At 62.8% G+C, this 18791-nt stretch carries 18 protein-coding genes and 1 pseudogene; 14 read left to right on the top strand and 5 right to left on the bottom strand.

Annotation, left to right across the window (positions count from 1 at the left end):
- Nucleotides 1-83: 83 nt before the first annotated feature.
- Together argA and argE are read right to left on the bottom strand one after the other, a co-directional pair.
- Complete coding sequence (gene argA, locus GDH07_RS01575) at nucleotides 84-1382, bottom strand: amino-acid N-acetyltransferase (RefSeq protein WP_053133808.1); 1299 nt, start codon at nucleotides 1380-1382, stop codon at nucleotides 84-86.
- Between the two features lie 136 nt (nucleotides 1383-1518).
- On the bottom strand, nucleotides 1519-2676 hold the full coding sequence (gene argE, locus GDH07_RS01570) for an acetylornithine deacetylase (RefSeq protein ID WP_103325910.1): 1158 nt from the start codon (nucleotides 2674-2676) through the stop codon (nucleotides 1519-1521).
- 158 nt (nucleotides 2677-2834) lie between these two features.
- On the opposite strand from argE, the gene GDH07_RS01565 reads away from it, so the two are divergent.
- Nucleotides 2835-4202 (top strand): CYTH domain-containing protein, encoded by a 1368-nt coding sequence (locus GDH07_RS01565; protein WP_152896545.1) that lies wholly within the window; start codon nucleotides 2835-2837, stop codon nucleotides 4200-4202.
- Here GDH07_RS01565 and GDH07_RS01560 read toward each other — a convergent pair whose 3' ends face one another.
- Nucleotides 4203-4673, bottom strand: a complete 471-nt coding sequence (locus GDH07_RS01560; RefSeq protein WP_085594347.1) for an Lrp/AsnC family transcriptional regulator — start codon at nucleotides 4671-4673, stop codon at nucleotides 4203-4205. It lies immediately after the preceding gene.
- A 124-nt stretch (nucleotides 4674-4797) separates the two neighbouring features.
- On the opposite strand from GDH07_RS01560, the gene GDH07_RS01555 reads away from it, so the two are divergent.
- The 7 genes and pseudogenes from GDH07_RS01555 to GDH07_RS01530 all read left to right on the top strand — a co-directional run bounded on the left by GDH07_RS01555 (nucleotide 4798) and on the right by GDH07_RS01530 (nucleotide 10499).
- Complete coding sequence (locus GDH07_RS01555; RefSeq protein WP_085594345.1) at nucleotides 4798-5127, top strand: hypothetical protein; 330 nt, start codon at nucleotides 4798-4800, stop codon at nucleotides 5125-5127.
- 102 nt (nucleotides 5128-5229) lie between these two features.
- On the top strand, nucleotides 5230-7005 hold the full coding sequence (gene tfpB, locus GDH07_RS01550; RefSeq protein WP_152896544.1) for a type IV pilus assembly ATPase TfpB: 1776 nt from the start codon (nucleotides 5230-5232) through the stop codon (nucleotides 7003-7005).
- 72 nt (nucleotides 7006-7077) lie between these two features.
- Nucleotides 7078-7830, top strand: a pseudogene (locus GDH07_RS32795) (HAMP domain-containing protein); the annotation flags it as partial.
- Nucleotides 7822-8685, top strand: coding sequence for a methyl-accepting chemotaxis protein (locus tag GDH07_RS32790; protein ID WP_425502104.1), 864 nt, complete (start codon nucleotides 7822-7824; stop codon nucleotides 8683-8685). The pseudogene GDH07_RS32795 and the gene GDH07_RS32790, both read left to right, overlap by 9 nt.
- Before the next feature lie 44 nt (nucleotides 8686-8729).
- A complete protein-coding gene (locus GDH07_RS01540; protein ID WP_022641726.1) occupies nucleotides 8730-9650 on the top strand; it encodes an SPFH domain-containing protein in 921 nt (306 codons plus the stop codon).
- A 10-nt stretch (nucleotides 9651-9660) separates the two neighbouring features.
- A complete protein-coding gene (locus GDH07_RS01535; RefSeq protein WP_085594339.1) occupies nucleotides 9661-10110 on the top strand; it encodes an NfeD family protein in 450 nt (149 codons plus the stop codon).
- 71 nt (nucleotides 10111-10181) lie between these two features.
- Complete coding sequence (locus tag GDH07_RS01530; RefSeq protein ID WP_031320675.1) at nucleotides 10182-10499, top strand: DUF2388 domain-containing protein; 318 nt, start codon at nucleotides 10182-10184, stop codon at nucleotides 10497-10499.
- Between the two features lie 69 nt (nucleotides 10500-10568).
- Here GDH07_RS01530 and GDH07_RS01525 read toward each other — a convergent pair whose 3' ends face one another.
- Nucleotides 10569-11243 (bottom strand): TetR/AcrR family transcriptional regulator, encoded by a 675-nt coding sequence (locus GDH07_RS01525; protein ID WP_031320676.1) that lies wholly within the window; start codon nucleotides 11241-11243, stop codon nucleotides 10569-10571.
- 140 nt (nucleotides 11244-11383) lie between these two features.
- Here GDH07_RS01525 and phlG point away from each other — a divergent pair, with 140 nt between their 5' ends.
- Nucleotides 11384-12268 (top strand): 2,4-diacetylphloroglucinol hydrolase, encoded by an 885-nt coding sequence (gene phlG / locus GDH07_RS01520; RefSeq protein WP_152896542.1) that lies wholly within the window; start codon nucleotides 11384-11386, stop codon nucleotides 12266-12268.
- Nucleotides 12269-12320: 52 nt separating this feature from the next.
- On the opposite strand, the gene GDH07_RS01515 is transcribed toward phlG, so the two are convergent.
- Complete coding sequence (locus tag GDH07_RS01515; RefSeq protein ID WP_031320677.1) at nucleotides 12321-12923, bottom strand: TetR/AcrR family transcriptional regulator; 603 nt, start codon at nucleotides 12921-12923, stop codon at nucleotides 12321-12323.
- Between the two features lie 452 nt (nucleotides 12924-13375).
- On the opposite strand from GDH07_RS01515, the gene GDH07_RS01510 reads away from it, so the two are divergent.
- The 5 genes from GDH07_RS01510 (at nucleotide 13376) to GDH07_RS01490 (ending at nucleotide 18783) form a co-directional block, all read left to right on the top strand.
- Nucleotides 13376-14464, top strand: a complete 1089-nt coding sequence (locus GDH07_RS01510) for a hydroxymethylglutaryl-CoA synthase (RefSeq protein ID WP_053133777.1) — start codon at nucleotides 13376-13378, stop codon at nucleotides 14462-14464.
- A 29-nt stretch (nucleotides 14465-14493) separates the two neighbouring features.
- Nucleotides 14494-15690 (top strand): thiolase family protein, encoded by a 1197-nt coding sequence (locus GDH07_RS01505; protein WP_031320678.1) that lies wholly within the window; start codon nucleotides 14494-14496, stop codon nucleotides 15688-15690.
- 12 nt (nucleotides 15691-15702) lie between these two features.
- Nucleotides 15703-16143: a Zn-ribbon domain-containing OB-fold protein gene (locus GDH07_RS01500; protein ID WP_053133774.1), complete on the top strand. Its 441-nt coding sequence runs from the start codon at nucleotides 15703-15705 to the stop codon at nucleotides 16141-16143.
- Between the two features lie 206 nt (nucleotides 16144-16349).
- Complete coding sequence (locus GDH07_RS01495) at nucleotides 16350-17399, top strand: type III polyketide synthase (RefSeq protein WP_031320680.1); 1050 nt, start codon at nucleotides 16350-16352, stop codon at nucleotides 17397-17399.
- A gap of 112 nt (nucleotides 17400-17511) precedes the next feature.
- Nucleotides 17512-18783: an MFS transporter gene (locus GDH07_RS01490; RefSeq protein ID WP_246195895.1), complete on the top strand. Its 1272-nt coding sequence runs from the start codon at nucleotides 17512-17514 to the stop codon at nucleotides 18781-18783.
- The last annotated feature ends 8 nt before the right edge of the window (nucleotides 18784-18791 follow it).

Genomic DNA, 18791 nt, shown 5'->3' with positions numbered 1-18791 from the left:
AAATGAAATTATTCTGAAATACACAGCGCCGCGATCCGATCCCATGATCGAACCGCGGCGCTGGTGTAGCAGAAGGAAGGATTTCAGAGGGCTTTTTCGAAGATCTTCGAATTGCGCTGGTAGTTGTACAGCGAGGCCCGCGCCGATGGCAGGCGCTCCACACTGCTGGGCGCGAAGCCCCGCTCACGGAACCAGTGGGCCGTGCGCGTGGTGAGCACGAACAGGGTCTTGAGTCCCTGGGCCCGGGCCCGGGCCTCGATTCTTTCCAGCAGTTCATCACCACGCTTGCCGTGCCGATACTCCGGGCTCACCGCCAGGCAGGCCAGCTCGCCAGCGTCGGAATCGGCGATCTGGTACAACGCGGCGCAGGCGATGATCATGCCCTCGCGCTCAACCACGCTGAACTGCTCGATCTCCCGCTCCAGCACCTCGCGGGAACGGCGCACCAGGATGCCCTGCTCTTCCAGCGGGCTGATCAGGTCCAGCAGGCCGCCGACATCCTCGATCGCCGCTTCGCGCACACGCTCGAACTGCTCCTGGGCCACCAGGGTGCCACCGCCATCGCGGGTGAACAGTTCGGTCAGCAAGGCGCCATCCTCGGCATAGCTGACGATATGGCTGCGCCCTACCCCACCCCGGCAAGCCTCGGCCGCTGCATCCAGCAGCTCGGCCTGGTAGTTGGCGCCCAGGCGCTGCAAATGAGCCGGAACCTGCTGCGGACGCAGTTCACGCACCAGCTTGCCGCTCTCGTCCAGCAGGCCCGGATCAGCCCCGAACAGCAACAGTTTGTCGGCGCCCAGGTCGATGGCCGCGCGAGTGGCGACATCTTCACAGGCCAGGTTGAAGGTTTCCCCGGTGGGCGAATATCCCAGGGGCGACAACAGGACGATGGAACGCTCGTCCAGCAGGCGGTTGATACCCTTGCGATCGACCCGGCGCACCTCGCCGGTGTGGTGGTAGTCGACGCCTTCGAGCACGCCGATCGGCCGCGCGGTCACCAGGTTGCCGCTGGCGACCCGCAGCCGCGAGCCCTGCATCGGCGAGGAGGCCATGTCCATGGACAGGCGCGCTTCGATGGCGATGCGCAGTTGGCCCACGGCGTCGATCACGCACTCCAGGGTGGCGGCATCGGTGATCCGCATCCCGTGGTGGTAATGCGGAGTCAGGCCGCGGGCGGCAAGGCGTGATTCGATCTGCGGACGGGAACCATGCACCAGCACCAGACGCACTCCCAGGCTGTGCAGCAGCACCAGGTCGTGGACGATATTGCCGAAGTTGGGATGTTCAACACCGTCGCCGGGCAGCATGACCACGAAGGTGCAGTCGCGGTGGGCATTGATGTAGGGAGACGCGTGGCGGAGCCAATTGACGTATTCGGGCATGAACCTGAGCCTGTAAATAAAAAGCAGCCTATGGAAGGACGAAACGGAAAACGCACAGCGGGCTGATGGTTATCGTCGGAACAGGCTTGGCGACACGCTTACTCTCCTCATGGGTACGGACAGGGACGACGGCAATTTACTGAAATTGGGCCGGCTTCAGGCAGTAATGTTCAATCAATTCCCGTAATAGATGCACGGTAGGCTGCAAGCGTGACATTTCCAGGTACTCCCCCGGCTGGTGGGCACAGGCGATATCCCCCGGGCCAAGGACCAGGGTCTGGCAACCAAGGCGCTGAAGATAAGGCGCTTCGGTGCCGAACGCCACTGCTTCGGCACGATGCCCGGTCAAGCGCTCCGCCACTCGCACCAGCTCGGCGTCCTCAGGCTGCTCGAACGGTGGAACGGCAGGAAACAGCGGCGCATAGTCGATCTGCACTTCGTGCCGTTCGGCCACAGGCCTGAGCTTCTGCCGGATCGCCTCGCGCAGGGCTTGCGGGTCCATACCCGGCAGGGGCCGCAGGTCGAACTCCAGCGAACACTGGCCACAGATACGGTTGGGGTTGTCGCCACCGTGGATGCAGCCGAAGTTCAGGGTCGGCTGTGGCACGCCAAATTGCGGATTGCGAAACTCACGCTGCCACTGCAGGCGCAGGCCACGCAGTTCGCCGATGGCATCGTGCATGGCCTCCAGGGCACTGTGCCCCAGGCTCGGATCCGACGAATGGCCGCTGCGCCCGAGGATGTCGATACGCTCCATCATCACCCCCTTGTGCAGGCGGATCGGCTTGAGCCCGGTGGGCTCGCCGATCACCGCCGCGCGCCCCAGGGGCCGCCCGGCATCCGCCAGGGCCCGGGCTCCGGCCATGGAGCTTTCCTCATCGCAGGTGGCCAGGATCAGCAACGGCTGCTTGAACGGTTGTTCGAGCAACGGCCGCACCGCCTCGATGGCCAGGGCGAAGAAGCCCTTCATGTCGCAGCTGCCAAGGCCGACCCAGCGCCCGTCGACCTCGGTCAGCTTCAGTGGGTCGGTCTGCCACAGCGCGGCGTCGAAGGGCACCGTGTCGCTGTGTCCGGACAGCACCAGGCCGCCAGGACCACTGCCGAAGCTGGCCAGCAGGTTGAACTTGCCGGGGCTGACCTGCTGGATGTCGCAGGCAAAACCCAGGTCGCCGAGCCAAGCGGCGAGCAGGTCGATGACTGGCCGGTTGGACTGGTCCAGAGCGGGCTGGGTGCAGCTCACCGAAGGGGCGGCGATCAACGCGGCGAATTGATCCTTCATCGATGGCAATGGCATGGGCGGGCTCCGGAATGTCCAAGACGAAGCCCATCATAGGGGCTGTTGCCCCGCCGAAGGAACCGCGGCGGCACCTGTCGACGCCTTGTCCTGTACACTGCACGACCTTGGCAGCCAACTCTTCCCCGGCTGCGCTCCCGATCCTGGATTGTCCGGCCATGCAGAAAGAAACCGAAATCAAACTCCGCGCCAGCCGCGAGACCCTCGCCGCCCTGCGCGAGCACCCGCTGCTGAAGAAACGCAACAAAAGTGGCTGGGAACGCCGTGAACTGATGAACCAGTACTTCGACAGCCCGGACCGCGACCTGGCCCAGGCCAAGGTGGCCCTGCGCCTGCGCCGCGATGGCGACGTGGTGATCCAGACCCTCAAGACTCGTGGCCAGAGCATCGCCGGCCTGTCCGTACGCAACGAGTACGACTGGCAGCTACCCAAGGCCAAGCTCGACCTGAAGAAGCTCGACGATCAATGTTGGCCCGAAGCCCTGGCCGAGCTGGACAAGAAGACCCTCAAGCCGATGTTCACCACCGATTTCGTCCGCGAGCGCGCGGAAATCGCCTGGGGTCGCGGCAAGGCCAAGGTGGTGATCGAAGCGGCCCTGGACCTGGGCCAGGTGGTCGCCGGCAAGCACAAGGAAGAGATCTGCGAGCTGGAGCTGGAACTGCGCGAAGGCGAACCGGCCGCCCTGCTGGAACTGGCCTCGGAACTGGCCATGACCCTGCCGCTGATGCCCTGCGATATCAGCAAGGCCGAGCGTGGCTACCGTCTGTTCGATGCCGGCAGCTACACCCTGAGCCTGCCGGCCCCGCAACTGACTGCCGAAACATCGCTGGACGAAGCCTTCGCTGCCCTGGCCTGGCACCTGCTGGGCAGCAGCCAGCGCCTGGCCGAACAGTACCGCTTCAACGGCCACTGGCGCCTGCTGCAGGATTGGGTGGAAAACCTCGCCGAATTGCGCGCCCTGGCCAGCAGCCTGGGCCAGGCAGCGCCACGCCAGTCCACTGCCGAACTGCGCAGCGCCCTGGACGCGCTGCTCGAAGACTGGCGTCCGCTGGTACAAGCCGGCCTCGATGACGAAGACGTGCGCAAGGCCGCTCCGGAACAGTTCATCGAAGAACTGCAAGACGTGCGCTGGGGCCTGTTCTCGCTGAATACCTCGCGCTGGCTGCTGGCCCGGGCCTGGACCGCCGAGCGCAACACCCGGGGCAATCGCCAGGGTGCCGCGCGCCTGGACAGCTGGCTGCCACGCCTGCTGGCCGAAGAAGCCACTTCCCTGCAATTGCCGCGCTACCAGCAGCAACCCGAGGACCTGGCCGAGCAACTGCCGCGCATCGAGCGCATCCAGGCCTGGCTGCACCACGCCCGCAGCGTGCTGGAGATCTCCGAGCTGGACCGCCTCTATGGTGAGCTGAACAAGCTGGCGCAGCTGGCCAACGAGCCGATCAGCGACGAAGCCCTGGCGGCACGCAAGCAGCAAGCCATCGCGGTCTTCCAGAACCGTGCCTGGAAGACCCTGCTGCGCATGTGATCAGCGCAGCAGCGGCAGGCTGGTGGTGGACTTGATCTCCGACAGGGCAACGATCGAGTTCACCTCTTGGATACCCGGCACCATGGACAGCTTCTCGAAGAAGAAGCGCTCGTAGGCCTCGATGTCTGCCGCCACCACCCGCAGCAAGAAGTCCACCGCTCCCATCAGCACGTAGCACTCCAGCACTTCCGGGAAACCACGGATCGCTTCGGTGAACTCGGTGAAGTTGGAGCGGCCGTGGGCATTGAGCTTGATCTCGGCAAAGATCTGCGTGTTCAGCCCGATCTTCTTGCGATCCAGCAAGGTCACCTGGCCGCGAATCACCCCTTCCTCCTTCAAACGCTGGATCCGCCGCCAGCATGGCGACTGCGACAATCCCACCTGCTCGGCGATCTGCGCGCTGGATAGCGAGGCATCTTCCTGCAAGAGGGCGAGAATCCGGCGGTCATAGGCGTCCAGCTCGCTATGCATGAATAATCTCCAAATTAGTTAAATAGCGAATATTTCAATTCAATAAATTTGAATAATGATCAATCTTAGATAAGAAATACCCGAAACCGAATGTAAAAATTTCTCCATTGAATTGGAGACCACCATGCCCTCGCTCGACACCGCCTTTGGCCCCTCGCCCCGTCCTGATGTCTGGAGCCCTAGCCAGGCCCATTGCCGCGTGCAGTACCAGTTGGCAGCCGACGCCGAAGCCGATGTGCTGTGCCGGGTCCTCAACCATTTCGCCTTGCAGTTCCTGGTGCCACAACGGATCTCGATGCAACAGCAGGACGATATGCTGCACATGGAAGTGGAGCTTGCAGGCTTGAGCTGGCATCGCGCCGGAGTGATTGCCGAAAAACTGCGCAACCTGGTGTGCGTCTGCTCGGTCGAGCTGCAACAACTGGAACCCATGCGCCTGCAAGCCGCTGGCTGAAGCCGGCAAAATCCTGCAACCCTTGGCTGGCCGCCCCGACGCTACCCGGGGGCTACCCTTGGCTGTTCCGGTCGGCTCTCGACCACGAGCAGGGAGAACCCCATGGGTGCCAACCATCTGCCCCGGGATCGCAAGCTGGAGCTGGGCAAGCTGCTGCGCGACTTGCAGGCCCAGGGGCGGATCAGCCAGGAAGCCGCCGGGCAGGTCATGGCGGCAAGGCAACATGACATCGGAGAACCCCGGCACCCGCTGGAAAACATTGCCGAACAGCAGTTGCCAGACCTGCATCGGCCGGGCCGCCAGCTGGACCTGGACAGCCTCACCGCCTGGCTCGCCCAGGAAGCCGGCCAGCCCTATCTACGCCTCGACCCACTGCAGATCGATGCAGCCGCCATCACCCCGCTGATGTCCCGGGCGTTCGCCCAGCGACACGGGATCCTCGCCATCGCCGTGGATACCCTGAGCGTGACCGTGGCCAGCGCCCAGCCCTATGTCAGCGCCTGGGAAGCCGACCTGGCCCATGCCCTGAAGCGCTCCGTGCGGCGGGTGCTGGCCAGCCCGGCGCAGATCCGTCACCTGACCCTGGAGTTCTATCGCCTTGCCAGGTCGGTCAGCGGCGCCAGCAACGAACATCGGGGCAACGGCCCCGGCAACTTCGAGCAGTTGCTCAAACCAGGCAACAGCGGCCAGGCGCCGGATGCCGACGACGCCCACATCGTCAATATCGTCGACTGGCTGCTGCAATACGCCTTCGCACAGCGAGCCAGCGATATCCATATCGAACCTCGGCGTGAACAGGGCAACCTGCGCTTGCGCATCGACGGCCTGCTGCACGAGGTCTATGCCTTCGAACCCCACGTGACCCAGGCCATCGTCAGCCGACTCAAGAGCCTGGGCCGGATGAACGTCGCGGAACGTCGCAAGCCCCAGGATGGCCGGATCAAGACCCTCACTCCCGAGGGCAACGCCGTCGAGCTGCGGCTCTCGACCCTGCCCACCGCCTTCGGCGAGAAACTGGTGATGCGCATCTTCGATCCCCAGGTCCTGCTCAGGGACTTCGACCAGCTGGGTTTCGCCGCCGAGGACCTGGCGTGCTGGCAGGCCATGACCGCCCAGGCCCACGGCATCATCCTGGTCACCGGCCCCACCGGCTCGGGCAAGACCAGCACCCTCTACGCCACCCTGAAGAAGCTGGCCACGCCCCAGATCAACCTGTGCACCATCGAGGACCCGATCGAGATGATCGAGCCGTCCTTCAACCAGATGCAGGTCCAGCACAACATCGACCTGGGCTTCTCCAGCGGTGTGCGTGCGCTGCTGCGCCAGGATCCGGACATCATCATGATCGGCGAGATCCGCGACCTGGAAACCGCCGAGATGGCCATCCAGGCCGCCCTCACCGGACACCTGGTGCTGTCCACCCTGCATACCAACGATGCCCCGGGCGCCATCAGCCGCCTGCTGGAACTGGGCGTACCGCACTACTTGATCAAGGCCACGCTGCTCGGGGTCATGGCCCAGCGCCTGGTGCGCACCCTGTGCCGGCACTGTAAGCAACCGGTGGTTCTCGACGCGGATCAATGGCGCAGCCTGGCCCCGGCCGAACGACTGCCGGCGTCCCTGCACGCCCACCGCGCCATTGGCTGCGCCGAGTGCCGGGGCACCGGCTACCGCGGGCGGGTCGGGATCTACGAAATCATGCGCTTGAACGATGCCTTGAGGCCCCTGATCCAACCAGACCTCGACCTGTCCGGGCTGCGCCGCCTAGCCGCTGCCGACGGCATGCGCAGCCTGCGCCTGGCAGCCGCACAGAAGGTGACGCAAGGGCTGACCAGCCTGGAGGAAGCCCTGCGGGTCACGCCCTGTAACGAGTCCTGATAGTGCCACGAGGGCGCGCCCCAAGGGCTGGACTACGCTTTAGGCACAGCCGAAACGTGCAGGGAGCCGGGCATGAACATCCGCCACAACATGATCACTTCAGGGGCCATCAGCCTACTGGCTATCGCCCTGGTGGCCGGTATCGGCCTCTGGGGCCAGTCGCGCCTGGCCAGCGCCCTGCATGACAACGAACTCAATGCCAGCGCCCTGCGCAACCACCTGGAAGCCGACATGATGCATGACGCCCTGCGGGCCGATGTGCTGCAAGCGCTGAGTAGCCAGCCCGGTGACGAAGCGGCGGGCAACGAGGTGCGCGACAGCCTGCGCGAGCACGGCGACTGGTTCCGCAAGTCCCTGGCCGAGAATGCCCGGCTGCCCTTGGCGCCGGATATCCGCGAGGCCATCGCCGAACTGCAGCCGGTGCTGGAGAACTACATCCGGGCCGCCCAGGACATTGCCGGGCTGGCCCTCAAGGATCCCCAGGCCGCACGCCTGCAGATGGCGGAGTTTTCCCAGCGATTCACGGAAGTGGAAACCCGCAACGAGGCACTGAGCAGCAAGATCGAAGCCAGCAGCGCGCAAACCCGCGACCGTAGCGAAACGGCCGTGCGCCAGGCCGCCGGCTGGCTGATCGGTGGCAGCCTGTGCGCCGCCCTGGCCCTGTGCCTGCTGACCCGGCGACTGCTCAACCGCGTGCTCAAGCCCCTGGAGAAGTCAGTGGCCACGGCCCGGGCCATTGCCCAGGGCGACCTGACCCGCAGCATCAGCGTCGACAGCCACGACGAAGCCGGCCAGCTGCAACAGGCCCTGGGCGAAATGCAGGACAACCTGCGGCGGATGATCACCACCATCCGCCATGAAAGCGAGGAACTGCGTGGCCGCTCCCACAGCCTCAGCGGTACCTCGTCGAACATCGCCGACGGCGCCAGCGAGCAGGCCGATGGCGCCACCAACATGGCGGCGGCCATGGAGCAGATGATCAGCAACATCGCCCAGGTCGCCGAACATGCGCGTAATGCCCAGAGCATCTCGGCCCAGTCCGAATCCCTGGCCGGCAGCGGCGGCCAAGTGATACTCGGGGTGGTGGACGGCATGAGCCAGATTGCCGAGGCGGTCAACCAGTCCTCTGAAAGCATTACCGCCCTGGGCCAATCCTCCGAAGAAATCCACTCGATCATCCAGGTGATCAACAGCATCGCCGAACAAACCAACCTGTTGGCGCTCAACGCCGCCATCGAGGCCGCCAGGGCCGGCGAGGCCGGACGCGGCTTCGCCGTGGTCGCCGACGAGGTCCGCAACCTGGCGGCACGTACCGCGCAATCGACCCAGGAGATCACCAGCATGATCCAGCGTATCCGGGAAACCACCGAGCAAGCGGTCAGCAGCATGCAGACAGGAGTCAGCCGGGTGAACGACGGGGTGAACATGGCCCAGCAGGCGGGCACCTCGATCAATGAGATCCGCCAGGGCGCCCAGCGCTCGGCGCTGATGGTCCAGGAGATCTCCCACACCATCGGCGAACAATCCAAGGCCAGCAGCGAAGTCGCCCAGCGGGTGGAAATGATCAGTGAAGTGGCCCGGCGCAATAGCCAGGCCATGCGTGACCTGAGCCTCACCGTGGAACAGATGGAGAGTTCGGTAGCCACCCTGCAGACCTCGGTCACGCGCTTCCAGCTGTGAAGCCGAGGCCGGTCCCATGAACCAACAGTGAACAGGTGAGCCTGATGCAGATCACAAGCGTGCTGCTACTTTTCGTGGGCCTGGCCGTGGCCCTGGTGTTCATGGGCTTCAAGGTAGTGCCACAGGGCTACCAGTGGACCGTGGAGCGTTTCGGCCGCTACACCACCACCCTCAAGCCGGGGCTGAACATCATCATCCCGGTGATGGACCGTATCGGGCGCAAGCTCAACGTCATGGAGAATGTCCTGGACATCCCGCCCCAGGAGGTCATCACATCCGACAACGCCACGGTGCAGATCGACGCGGTGTGCTTCTTCCAGGTGGTCAACACCGCCCAGGCCGCCTATGAGGTCAACAACCTCGAGCATGCCGTGCGCAACCTGTTGCAGACCAACATCCGCACCGTGCTGGGCTCCATGGAACTGGACGCGATGCTCAGCCAACGTGACGCGATCAACGAGAAACTGCTGAAGACCGTGGACGAAGCCACCGCGCCCTGGGGGATCAAGATCACCCGTATCGAGATCAAGGACATCAGCCCGCCGGCCGACCTGATGGCCGCCATGTCCGGACAGATGAAGGCCGAACGGGTCAAGCGTGCGCAAATCCTCGAGGCCGAGGGCCTGCGGGCGGCGGCCATCCTTACCGCCGAGGGCAAGAAGCAGGCACAGATCCTGGAAGCCGAGGGCGAGCGCCAGGCGGCCTTCCTCGAGTCCGAAGCCCGAGAGCGCCAGGCCGAGGCCGAGGCCCGGGCGACCCAGGTGGTGTCCGCAGCCATCGCCAGCGGCAACGTCCAGGCGATCAACTACTTCGTGGCGCAGAAATACGTCGATACCCTGGGCAAGCTGGCCTCGGCCAACAACAGCAAGGTGATCCTGATGCCGCTGGAGGCCAGCCAGGTAATCGGCGCGGTGGGCGGCATCAGCGAGATCGTCAAGGCCACCTTCGACGGCAAGAAGACCTGAGGCAAGCGTCATGTCGGCATTCCTGCAAGCACTGTCGTTCTGGGACTGGCTGGCCCTGGGCACCGTCCTGTTGATCTTCGAGGTGTTCGGTGCCGGCGGCTACCTGCTATGGATCGGCCTCGCGGCGATTTGCGTGGGGGTCCTGGCGTTCCTGGTCCCGAGCCTGGCGTGGGAAGTTCAATTGCTGCTATTCGGCCTGCTGTCGCTGCTGACGGCCCTGTACTGGTGGCGACGCCAGCGCAGCGCGATCCGCGCCAGCGACCAGCCGAACCTCAACCTGCGGGGGCGCGAGCTGATCGGCAAGACCTTCGTGGTGCATCAGGCGATCGTCAACGGCCGGGGCCGGATCAAGGTTGCCGATGGCGTCTGGATCGCCAAGGGTGCCGACGCCCCGGAAGGCGCGCGGGTCCGGGTGGTGGGCCAGGAAGGGGCGATCCTGCTGGTCGAAAATCTCGACTGAACAGTCACGGAACTCGACCGGGGAAACTAGAATCAAACCCTGTAGTTCCCCCCTAGTCGGAGTCACCCATCATGCGTCTGAAAACAGCTGTCGTCACAATTGCCCTGCTGTCGCTCCCCGTAGGTTCGGCAATGGCCGACACCTTCTGGCGTAACGTCATTTCCTCCGGTGCGACCACAGGTTCCACCTACCTGACCTTCAAGGACCACAAGCTGATCGTCGCCGCCCAGGACGACGCTGGCAGCTTCGTCGCCAGCCAGGGCAGCATCCGCGGCCCGTACCTGGAGGCCGCGATCCAGAAGGTCCGCGCCGAGAACCCTGGCCTGCAGGCCAGCGACATGGAATTGGCCAACGCCATCCTGGCGAAGAACGCCGTCGCCCAGGAGTAAGGATCGTCCCAGGGATGGCCGACAGCAAACGCCGACCACAAGGTCGGCGTTTTTTTGCCAGGCCAATTCCTAGCCGGTCTTGGCAGTCCGGGACACCGCCTGCAAACCGGCCAGCGCGTAGCTCATCATGTGTTCGATCAACTCGGGCGGATCGAGCTGCAAGCCGGGCAGCACATTGCGCTGTAACTGGCCATGGGCGATCAGCAGGAACAGGCAGGGCGCGAATACGTTGACCGCACAGCGCAAGGTGGCTGGATCGTCGGGCGAGCGCTGCATGATCTGGCCAAGGATGGTGCGCACGATCAGCGCCTTCGGGAAGGCCTGCTCCTCGAGCACCTCGGGCAGGACCGAAGAGGGCGACAGCAGCTCGCGGGTCAGCACCTTCAAGGCCCAGCCCTGGCGGGCACTCCCAAGACCCTCGATCAGCATGGTGATGATCGCCCGCAGCTTGTCTTCAGGGCTTTGCTGGCTCTCGCTCAGGCTGATCATGGTTTCTATTCCAACCAGGCGATCATGGGCTTCGCGCAGCACCGCCCGATACAGGCCGTCCTTGTTCTCGAAGTGATAATTGACCGACGCATTGTTGGCCCTGGAACTCTCGCAGATCTGCTTGCTGGTGGTATTGGCATACCCCAGCTCGGCAAACAGTTGTCCGGCCATCTCCAGAATCTGCTGGCGAGTCGCCTGGCCATCCTGGCGCGGTGCACGAGCTACAGCTGCCTGCGGGGAAACGGGAACGACCATGAGCTCCTCACTAAGTTAAATTCAAATTTGACTTTTGTTTATGGACTGCTTAGCTACAAAGCGCCAGTTTCTCGTTCAACCAGGATCCAAGGTTGCTGTGAAGTGGCGGCTACTCGTCTATTCAGCCAAAGGATATCAGCATGGAAGCACGCGTCATGACCCCCTTCACCTACTTCTCCCTGCCCATGCAGAAGCTGTTCCTGCACAACCAGGCGGAGGTCAGGAACAAGCCCTATGCCAAGTACTTTCGCGGGGACATGCAGGTGCCGCTGTCCGCGGTGCGCAAGATCCAGCAAGGCCCCATGCCCCTGAAGGACACCCTCACCCCGAGCATCGAGGACATCAACCGCCTGCTCGATCCGGACTTCGTCAGCGAGGAGTCCGGCTATGCCCTGCTGCCGGGGCCGATGGCCTATGTGCAAAGCCGCAAGTTCTTTCCCAACTGCACAGCCGACATGTTCAAGTGGTGGTTCATGTGGCACCCGCTGGAGTCGGAGCGCTACACCCTGTGGTTCCCCTACGCCCATGTGAGCAACCCCTGCGTGAACCATCAGCGCCTGTGCGACGAATCCTTGAGCTTCGAAGAACGGCTATATGGCAACACCTTCTGCGCTTCCGAGTATGTCGGCGACCGCCTGATGCACCTGCATATCGACTTCCAGGAGCCAAGCAAGCTGGGCCTGGACCCCGATCTTTATCGCGAAGCGAAGATCGACGGCAGCGTCAGCGCCCTGATGAGCCTGGCCGATCATCCACAGGTTCCGGTGTCATTGATGGTGCACTTGTTCAAGGAAGTGCCGGGCGGCATGTACCTGACCAGCCGCTACTGGATCGGCGCGCATCCTTCGATGGCCCGTTTTCCCGGGGCAGACAAGGCGGCGGCCATCCTGGAGGAAAACGGCCTGGGTGCCACCGAACTGGAAACCCTGGCCTATGAATTCGCCGTACACGACATGTGCGAGTTCAACCACCTAGCCAGCTTTCTTCCGGACCTGTATCGGGAGTTCGCGAAACCTTCAGCTTGAAGTACTAAACCAATGAGCCCGCGATATTCGCGGGCTCATTGGTTGGAATGAATCAACGTTGTGCACCAGGGCAAACACCGTTGATCAACATGGAAGTGAACTCCTCGATGTCCTGCTCCATCGTCAACTGCTCGGTCAGCAGTCGATACCAGCAAAAACCGAAGATCATATCGAGCAACAATTCACGATTGGTGTCCTTGGGCAACTCACCATTGCTGATGGCATTTTCCACCAGCTTTCTTGGCAACTCCCTCCTGCGCTCCATGAACTGATCCTTGAGCTGGATCAATGTTGCTGGATCCAGTTGCGCTTCAGCTATCACGCAACGGAAAGCCTCTCCGCAAATGGTTTCTCTCCAGACTTTCCAGAGATTGTGCAGCAAAAAATCGAGATCTTTCTTGAACGAGCCGAGATCAGGAGTCTTTCTGACTTGTTCGCTCTCGTTTTCGTAGACTTCTGCGATCAACGCCGCCTTGTTCGTCCACCAGCGGTAAATCGTCGGTTTGCTGGCACCGGCTCGACGAGCCACAGACTCGATACTGAGCCCGGAATAGCCGCATTCCTTGAGGATTTCGATGGTGGAAGTGAGGATGGCTTTATGAGTATGAGGACTTCGCAAAGAGCCGATGGAGCTGCGAGATGGTGTACGAGCCACGATAAAAAAATCTCCAGGCAGGGCGCTTGACAAACGCAACGCAGGGTATAGGATTCCCCCGAATCGAAATGAAACGGTCCGTTTCGTTTCATTCTAAAGAGATCTACGAATTTCTTGTACCGATCCATCTAGATTTTTTAATTATTGCCTAATAACCAGATATTACGGGGGCTTAGGCAAATACAGCTTCGAATTCAAGGCCTCGATCTTTTGCTTTCAAGAGCCGAGATCGCCCAAGATTCTTATTAAACGAAACGTTCCGTATTATAACATAACGAGGTGAAAAAAAAACTGCTTTCGTATGGCTTTCTTCTATAGAGGAACCGCTCTACTTCGCGGGTTTGCATGACGCCGGCCAGCTGAAGGCAGCAAAACAGTTTTCCGTATGTTTCAAGACTGCTCCTGAAGCAGGCACGCCCCAGTTTTCTGAAGAGAATGGAATCAAGAGGAAAATGAACGTGAAAAAAGTAGGCATAGTCAGCTATGGCGCGGGCATTCCGGTCTGCCGCCTCAAAGTGCAGGAAGTCATCAACGTCTGGAAGAACACCGACCTGAAGCTGGTCGAGGAGAACCTGGGCGTCACCGAAAGAGCCGTGCTGCAGCCGGATGAAGATGTCATCACCCTCGGCGTACTGGCAGCGCAGCGGGCCCTGGACAAAGTCCCCGGCCATGAACTCCAGGCCCTGTACCTGGGAACCTGCACCAACCCCTATGACTCGCGGGCCTCGGCCTCGATCATCCTGGAAATGCTCGGCAGCGGCTACGACGCCTATTGCGCCGACATCCAGTTCGCCGGCAAATCCGGTACCTCCGCCCTGCAGATCTGCCAGGCCCTGGTGGCCTCGGGCATGACCGGCAGCGCCCTGGCCATTGGCGCCGACACCATCAACCGCAACACCGCTCCCGGCGACCTGACCGAATCCTATGCCGGCGCCGGCGCCGCTGCGCTGCTGGTCGGCACCGAGAATGTCATCGCCGAATTCGATGGCAGCTTCTCTTGCGCCGCCGACATCGCCGACAACATCCGCCCCCAGGGCGATCGCTACATTCGTTCCGGGATGGGCCTGGGTTCGGACAAGAACAGCATCGGCCTGGAAGACCAGACCCGCCGCGCCGCCGAAGGGCTGATGGCCAAGCTGCACACCAGCGCCGCCGACTACGACTACGTGGTGTTCCAGCAGAACCTGGTGTCCACGCCCTACTCCCTGGGCAAGCACCTAGGCTTCAACGCCAAGCAGATCGAACCGGGCATCTACGCCGGCAGCGTCGGTGATACCGGGGCAGCCAGCCCGCTGCTGGGCCTGATCAACGTCCTGGACCAGGCCCGTCCGGGGCAGAAGATCCTCATGGTGTCCTACGGTTTCGGCGCCGGCAGCGACGCCATCGCCCTGACCGTCACCGACGCCATCGGGCAGTACCAGAAGCGCAACAAGCCGCTGCGCCAACTGCTCGAGGACAAGACCTATGTCGATTACGGCACGTCCATCAAGTACGAGTTCAAGTACCTGCGGGCTGACTACGCCCTGACCGCCTATCTCTGATTACGCCTGTCTACGCAAGGAGCATGTACATGTGCGCACGTCGTGTTGCAATAGTTTCGGCTGCTTATACGCCGAAGCCCGGTAGTTCACGAGTTCGGCAGACGTTCAAGGAAATGATCGTCGAGTCCGCCTACAAGGCCATCAAGGATGCCAAGATGCATCCCCGCGAAATCCAGGGCGTTGCCTATGGTTATCACGGTGAAGGCATCTCCGAATATGGCGGCCTGGGCCCGACCATTTCCGACGCCCTGGGGATCAGCCCGGCGCCGACCTTCATGAGCACCGCCAACTGCACCAGCAGCTCGGTATCCTTCCAGATGGGCCATCAGATGGTGGCTTCCGGGGAGTACGACATCGTCCTGTGCGGCGGTTTCGAGAAGATGACCGACCACTTCAACTATGCCGAATACATCGGTTCCAGTACCGAGTGCGAGTACGACTACTTCCTCGGCATCTCCCACACCGACGCTTTCGCCCTGGCGACCGCCGAGTACTTCCAGAAGTTCGGTTATGCCGGCCGCGAAGCCGACGTCCTGGCCACCTTTGGCCGGCAGATGCGCATCTATGCGCACAACACCCCTACCGCCACCCGCTATGGCCAGGCGATCCCGACCCTCGAAGCGCTGAAGAACAGCGAAGCCTGCGGCTCGATGCTGGCCTGGGGCGAAGCCAGTGGCTGCGCGATCCTGGTCGCCGAACACCTGGCCCACAAGTACACCGACAAACCGGTGTTCGTGCGGGGTTGCGCCTATACCGGGGTTTCCCACTACTTCGGTACCCGCTTCCACAACCCGACCCTGCACCACCCGGGCCTGCCCAAGGACGTGGGCATGGCCGTCTCGGCCAACTCCATCGCTTGCGCGGAGATTGCCTATAAGAAAGCCGGGATCACCCCCAAGGACATCGACGTCGCCCAGGTCTACGACCTGCTCGGCGCCGGCCTGATCCAGATGGAATCCATGGGCGTCTGCGGCAAGGGCCAGGCTGGCGACTTCGTTCTCGAAGGCGGCATCGCCCTGGACGGCCAGCTGCCACTGAACACCGACGGCGGCAACATCGGCCGCGGCCATGCGTCCGGCTGCGACGGCATCCTGCACATCACCGAGCTGTTCCGGCAGCTGAGGGGTGAAGCCGACAACCAGGTCAAGGGCGCGCGCATCGGCGTGTCGCAGAACCTTGGCGGTTATGCGGCGCACAACTCGGTGATTGTCCTCTCGAACGACTAAGGAGCCCGGACCATGTCCATGTACCCAGAACAGATCCACAGAATGACCACCGCCAGCATGCTCCGCGAATGGCGCGAGCATGGTGGCAAGTACCGCCTCGAAGGCAGCCAGTGCGAAGAGTGCAACGAGATCTTCTTCCCCCGGCGTACGGTCTGCGGCGCTTGCAACTCCATGAGCGTGAAACCCTATCGTTGCGCCCGCACCGGCAAGATCGAGGTCATGGCCCACGCCGACAACCCGATCCTGGCGGCCATGGGTTACGGCGAGACCGTACCGCGCTGCATGGCCATGGTCCGCCTGGACGACGGCCTGGTGATCGCCTCGGAAATCGTCGATGTCTGCGATGCCCAGCAACTGAAGGTCGGCGCGCCGGTGCGCATGGTGGTGCGCAAGCACGTGCGCGAAAGCAACCTGGCCTGGCAGTACGCCTACAAGTTCGTTCTGGATAAATAACTTGTTGCTCAAGGTGCCTTGCCAAAAGGCACCTTGAAGTAAGCCATAAAAATAAAATCCAACTTAAAAGTTACATCAGCGGCAACTTCAGTTCTGGAAGTGGCCCTTGGGCCCCGGTTTGCTTGGGCTCTATGAATTCTATTGCCTATTAACGGGGACACTCCCCAACACTTACTTATTGGCCTGAATACAGCCAAGGATTGGTCATGTCTACTCTTTGCCTCCCACACGTAATGTTTCCGAAACACAAGATCACCCAGCAGCAGATGGTCGATCACCTGGAAGGCCTGCACGCCGACCACCCACGCATGGCCCTGGCCAAGCGCATGATCGCCAACACCGAGGTCAACGAGCGCCACCTGGTGCTGCCGATCGACGAGCTGGCGGTGCACACCGGCTTCACTCACCGCAGCATCGTCTACGAGCGTGAAGCACGGCAGATGTCGTCGGCCGCCGCACGCCAGGCTATCGAGAATGCCGGGCTGCAGATCAGCGACATCCGCATGGTGATCGTCACTTCCTGCACCGGCTTCATGATGCCGTCGCTGACCGCGCACCTGATCAACGACCTGGGCCTGCCCACCTCCACCGTGCAGCTGCCGATCGCCCAGCTGGGCTGCGTGGCCGGTGCCGCGGCGATCAACCGGGCCAACGATTTCGCCAGCCTCGATGCGCGCAACCACGTGCTGATCGTGTCCCTGGAGTTCTCCTCGCTGTGCTATCAGCCGGACGACACCAAGCTGCACGCCTTCATCTCGGCGGCGCTGTTCGGCGATGCGGTATCGGCCTGCGTGCTGCGCGCCGACGACCAGGCCGGCGGCTTCAAGATCAAGAAGACCGAATCGTACTTCCTGCCCAAGAGCGAGCACTACATCAAGTACGACGTGAAGGACACCGGCTTCCACTTCACCCTCGACAAGGCGGTGATGAACTCCATCAAGGACGTGGCACCGGTCATGGAGCGCCTCAACTACGAGAGCTTCGAGCAGAACTGCGCGCACAACGACTTCTTCATCTTCCACACCGGCGGCCGCAAGATCCTCGACGAACTGGTGATGCACCTGGACCTGGCGTCGAACCGCGTCTCGCAATCGCGCAGCAGCCTGTCCGAGGCCGGCAACATCGCCAGCGTGGTGGTGTTCGACGTCCTCAAGCGCCAGTTCGATTCCAACCTGAACAAGGGCGATATCGGCCTGCTGGCGGCCTTCGGCCCGGGCTTCACCGCGGAGATGGCGGTCGGCCAGTGGACCGCCTGATGTGACACCCCGCGTCTGTGCGACCTGACGCTGCCGGGCTACAAGGCAGCGCCAGGCCGCACCCTCCACGGCGCTTCGCGCCGAGTTCATGGTTTGCCAAGGAAGCTGAGCGATGAACACTGGAATGCCAATCACGGCGGCCAACAGCCGCTACGAAAGATCCATGGTGCTATTGCTGTCATTGAGCTTCGGGCTGGTGGGGCTGGATCGCTTCATCATCCTGCCGCTGTTCCCGGTGATCATGCATGACCTGCACCTTGACTATCAGGACCTAGGCTACCTGTCCGCCGCGCTGGCCTTCACCTGGGGCCTGTCGGCCCTGGGCATGGGCAGCGTGATCGAGCGCCTGGGCACCCGCCGCGTGCTGGTGGTGTCCATCACCGTCCTGTCCTTGCTGTCCGGTTTTTCCGCGCTGGCCACCGGCGTGCTGGGTCTGGTGATCCTGCGCGGGCTGATGGGCATCTGCGAGGGTGCCTTCACGCCCACCAGCATCATCGTCACCAACGAAGTGTCGCGCCCCGGCCGACGCGGGCTGAACCTGGGGATCCAGCAAGCGCTGTTCCCGATTCTCGGCCTGTGCCTGGGCCCGCTGATCGCCGCCAGCCTGCTGCAGATGACCGGCTCCTGGCGCGCCGTATTCGCCATCATCTCGCTGCCGGGCCTGGTGCTGGCCGCCTACCTGTGGAAGGTCTACCGGCCACAGCCGGCATCCACCGCCGAACAAGCCTGCGGCCATGCCGGGACGCGTTGGCTGGCAGCCTTCAAGAGCGGCAACGTGAGCCTGAACATCCTGATCATGTTCTGCATCCTCACCTGCCAGTTCGTGCTCTGCGCCATGCTGCCCAGCTACCTGACCGACTACCTGCACCTGGAAACCCTGTCCATGGCCTTCATCATCTCGGCCATCGGCCTGGGCGGTTTCATCGGCCAGCTGATCATCCCCGGGATGTCCGATCGCCTGGGGCGCAAGCCGGTGGTCTCGGTGTGCTTCATGACCAGCAGCACCCTGGTCGGCCTGCTGATCGTCAGCCCGGCCATTCCCTGGTTGCTGTTCCTGCTGCTGTTCCTGCTGTCGTTCTTCAACTTCAGCCTGATCTGCATGACCGTCGGCCCGCTGACCAGCGAGTCGGTGCCCGCTGCCCTGCTGCCCACCGCGACCGGGATAGTCGTGGGCTTCGGCGAGATCCTCGGTGGCGGGCTGTCGCCGGCGGTGGCCGGGTTCGCCGCCACCCATTTCGGCCTGCCGTCGATCCTGTATGTCGCCCTGAGCGGCAGCCTGGCCGGCCTGCTGCTGTCGTTGCTGCTCAAGGAAAGCGCCCTCGAGCCCGGCCGCACGCCGAGCCTCGAGCCACGCCCCTTGCCTTCCCGCCCCCTTGCCGATTGAGGACTAGA

Origin of the sequence: Pseudomonas piscis, from assembly GCF_009380155.1 — a bacterium.
Lineage (GTDB): Bacteria > Pseudomonadota > Gammaproteobacteria > Pseudomonadales > Pseudomonadaceae > Aquipseudomonas > Aquipseudomonas piscis.
This window is presented reverse-complemented; position numbering and strand designations above follow the sequence as displayed.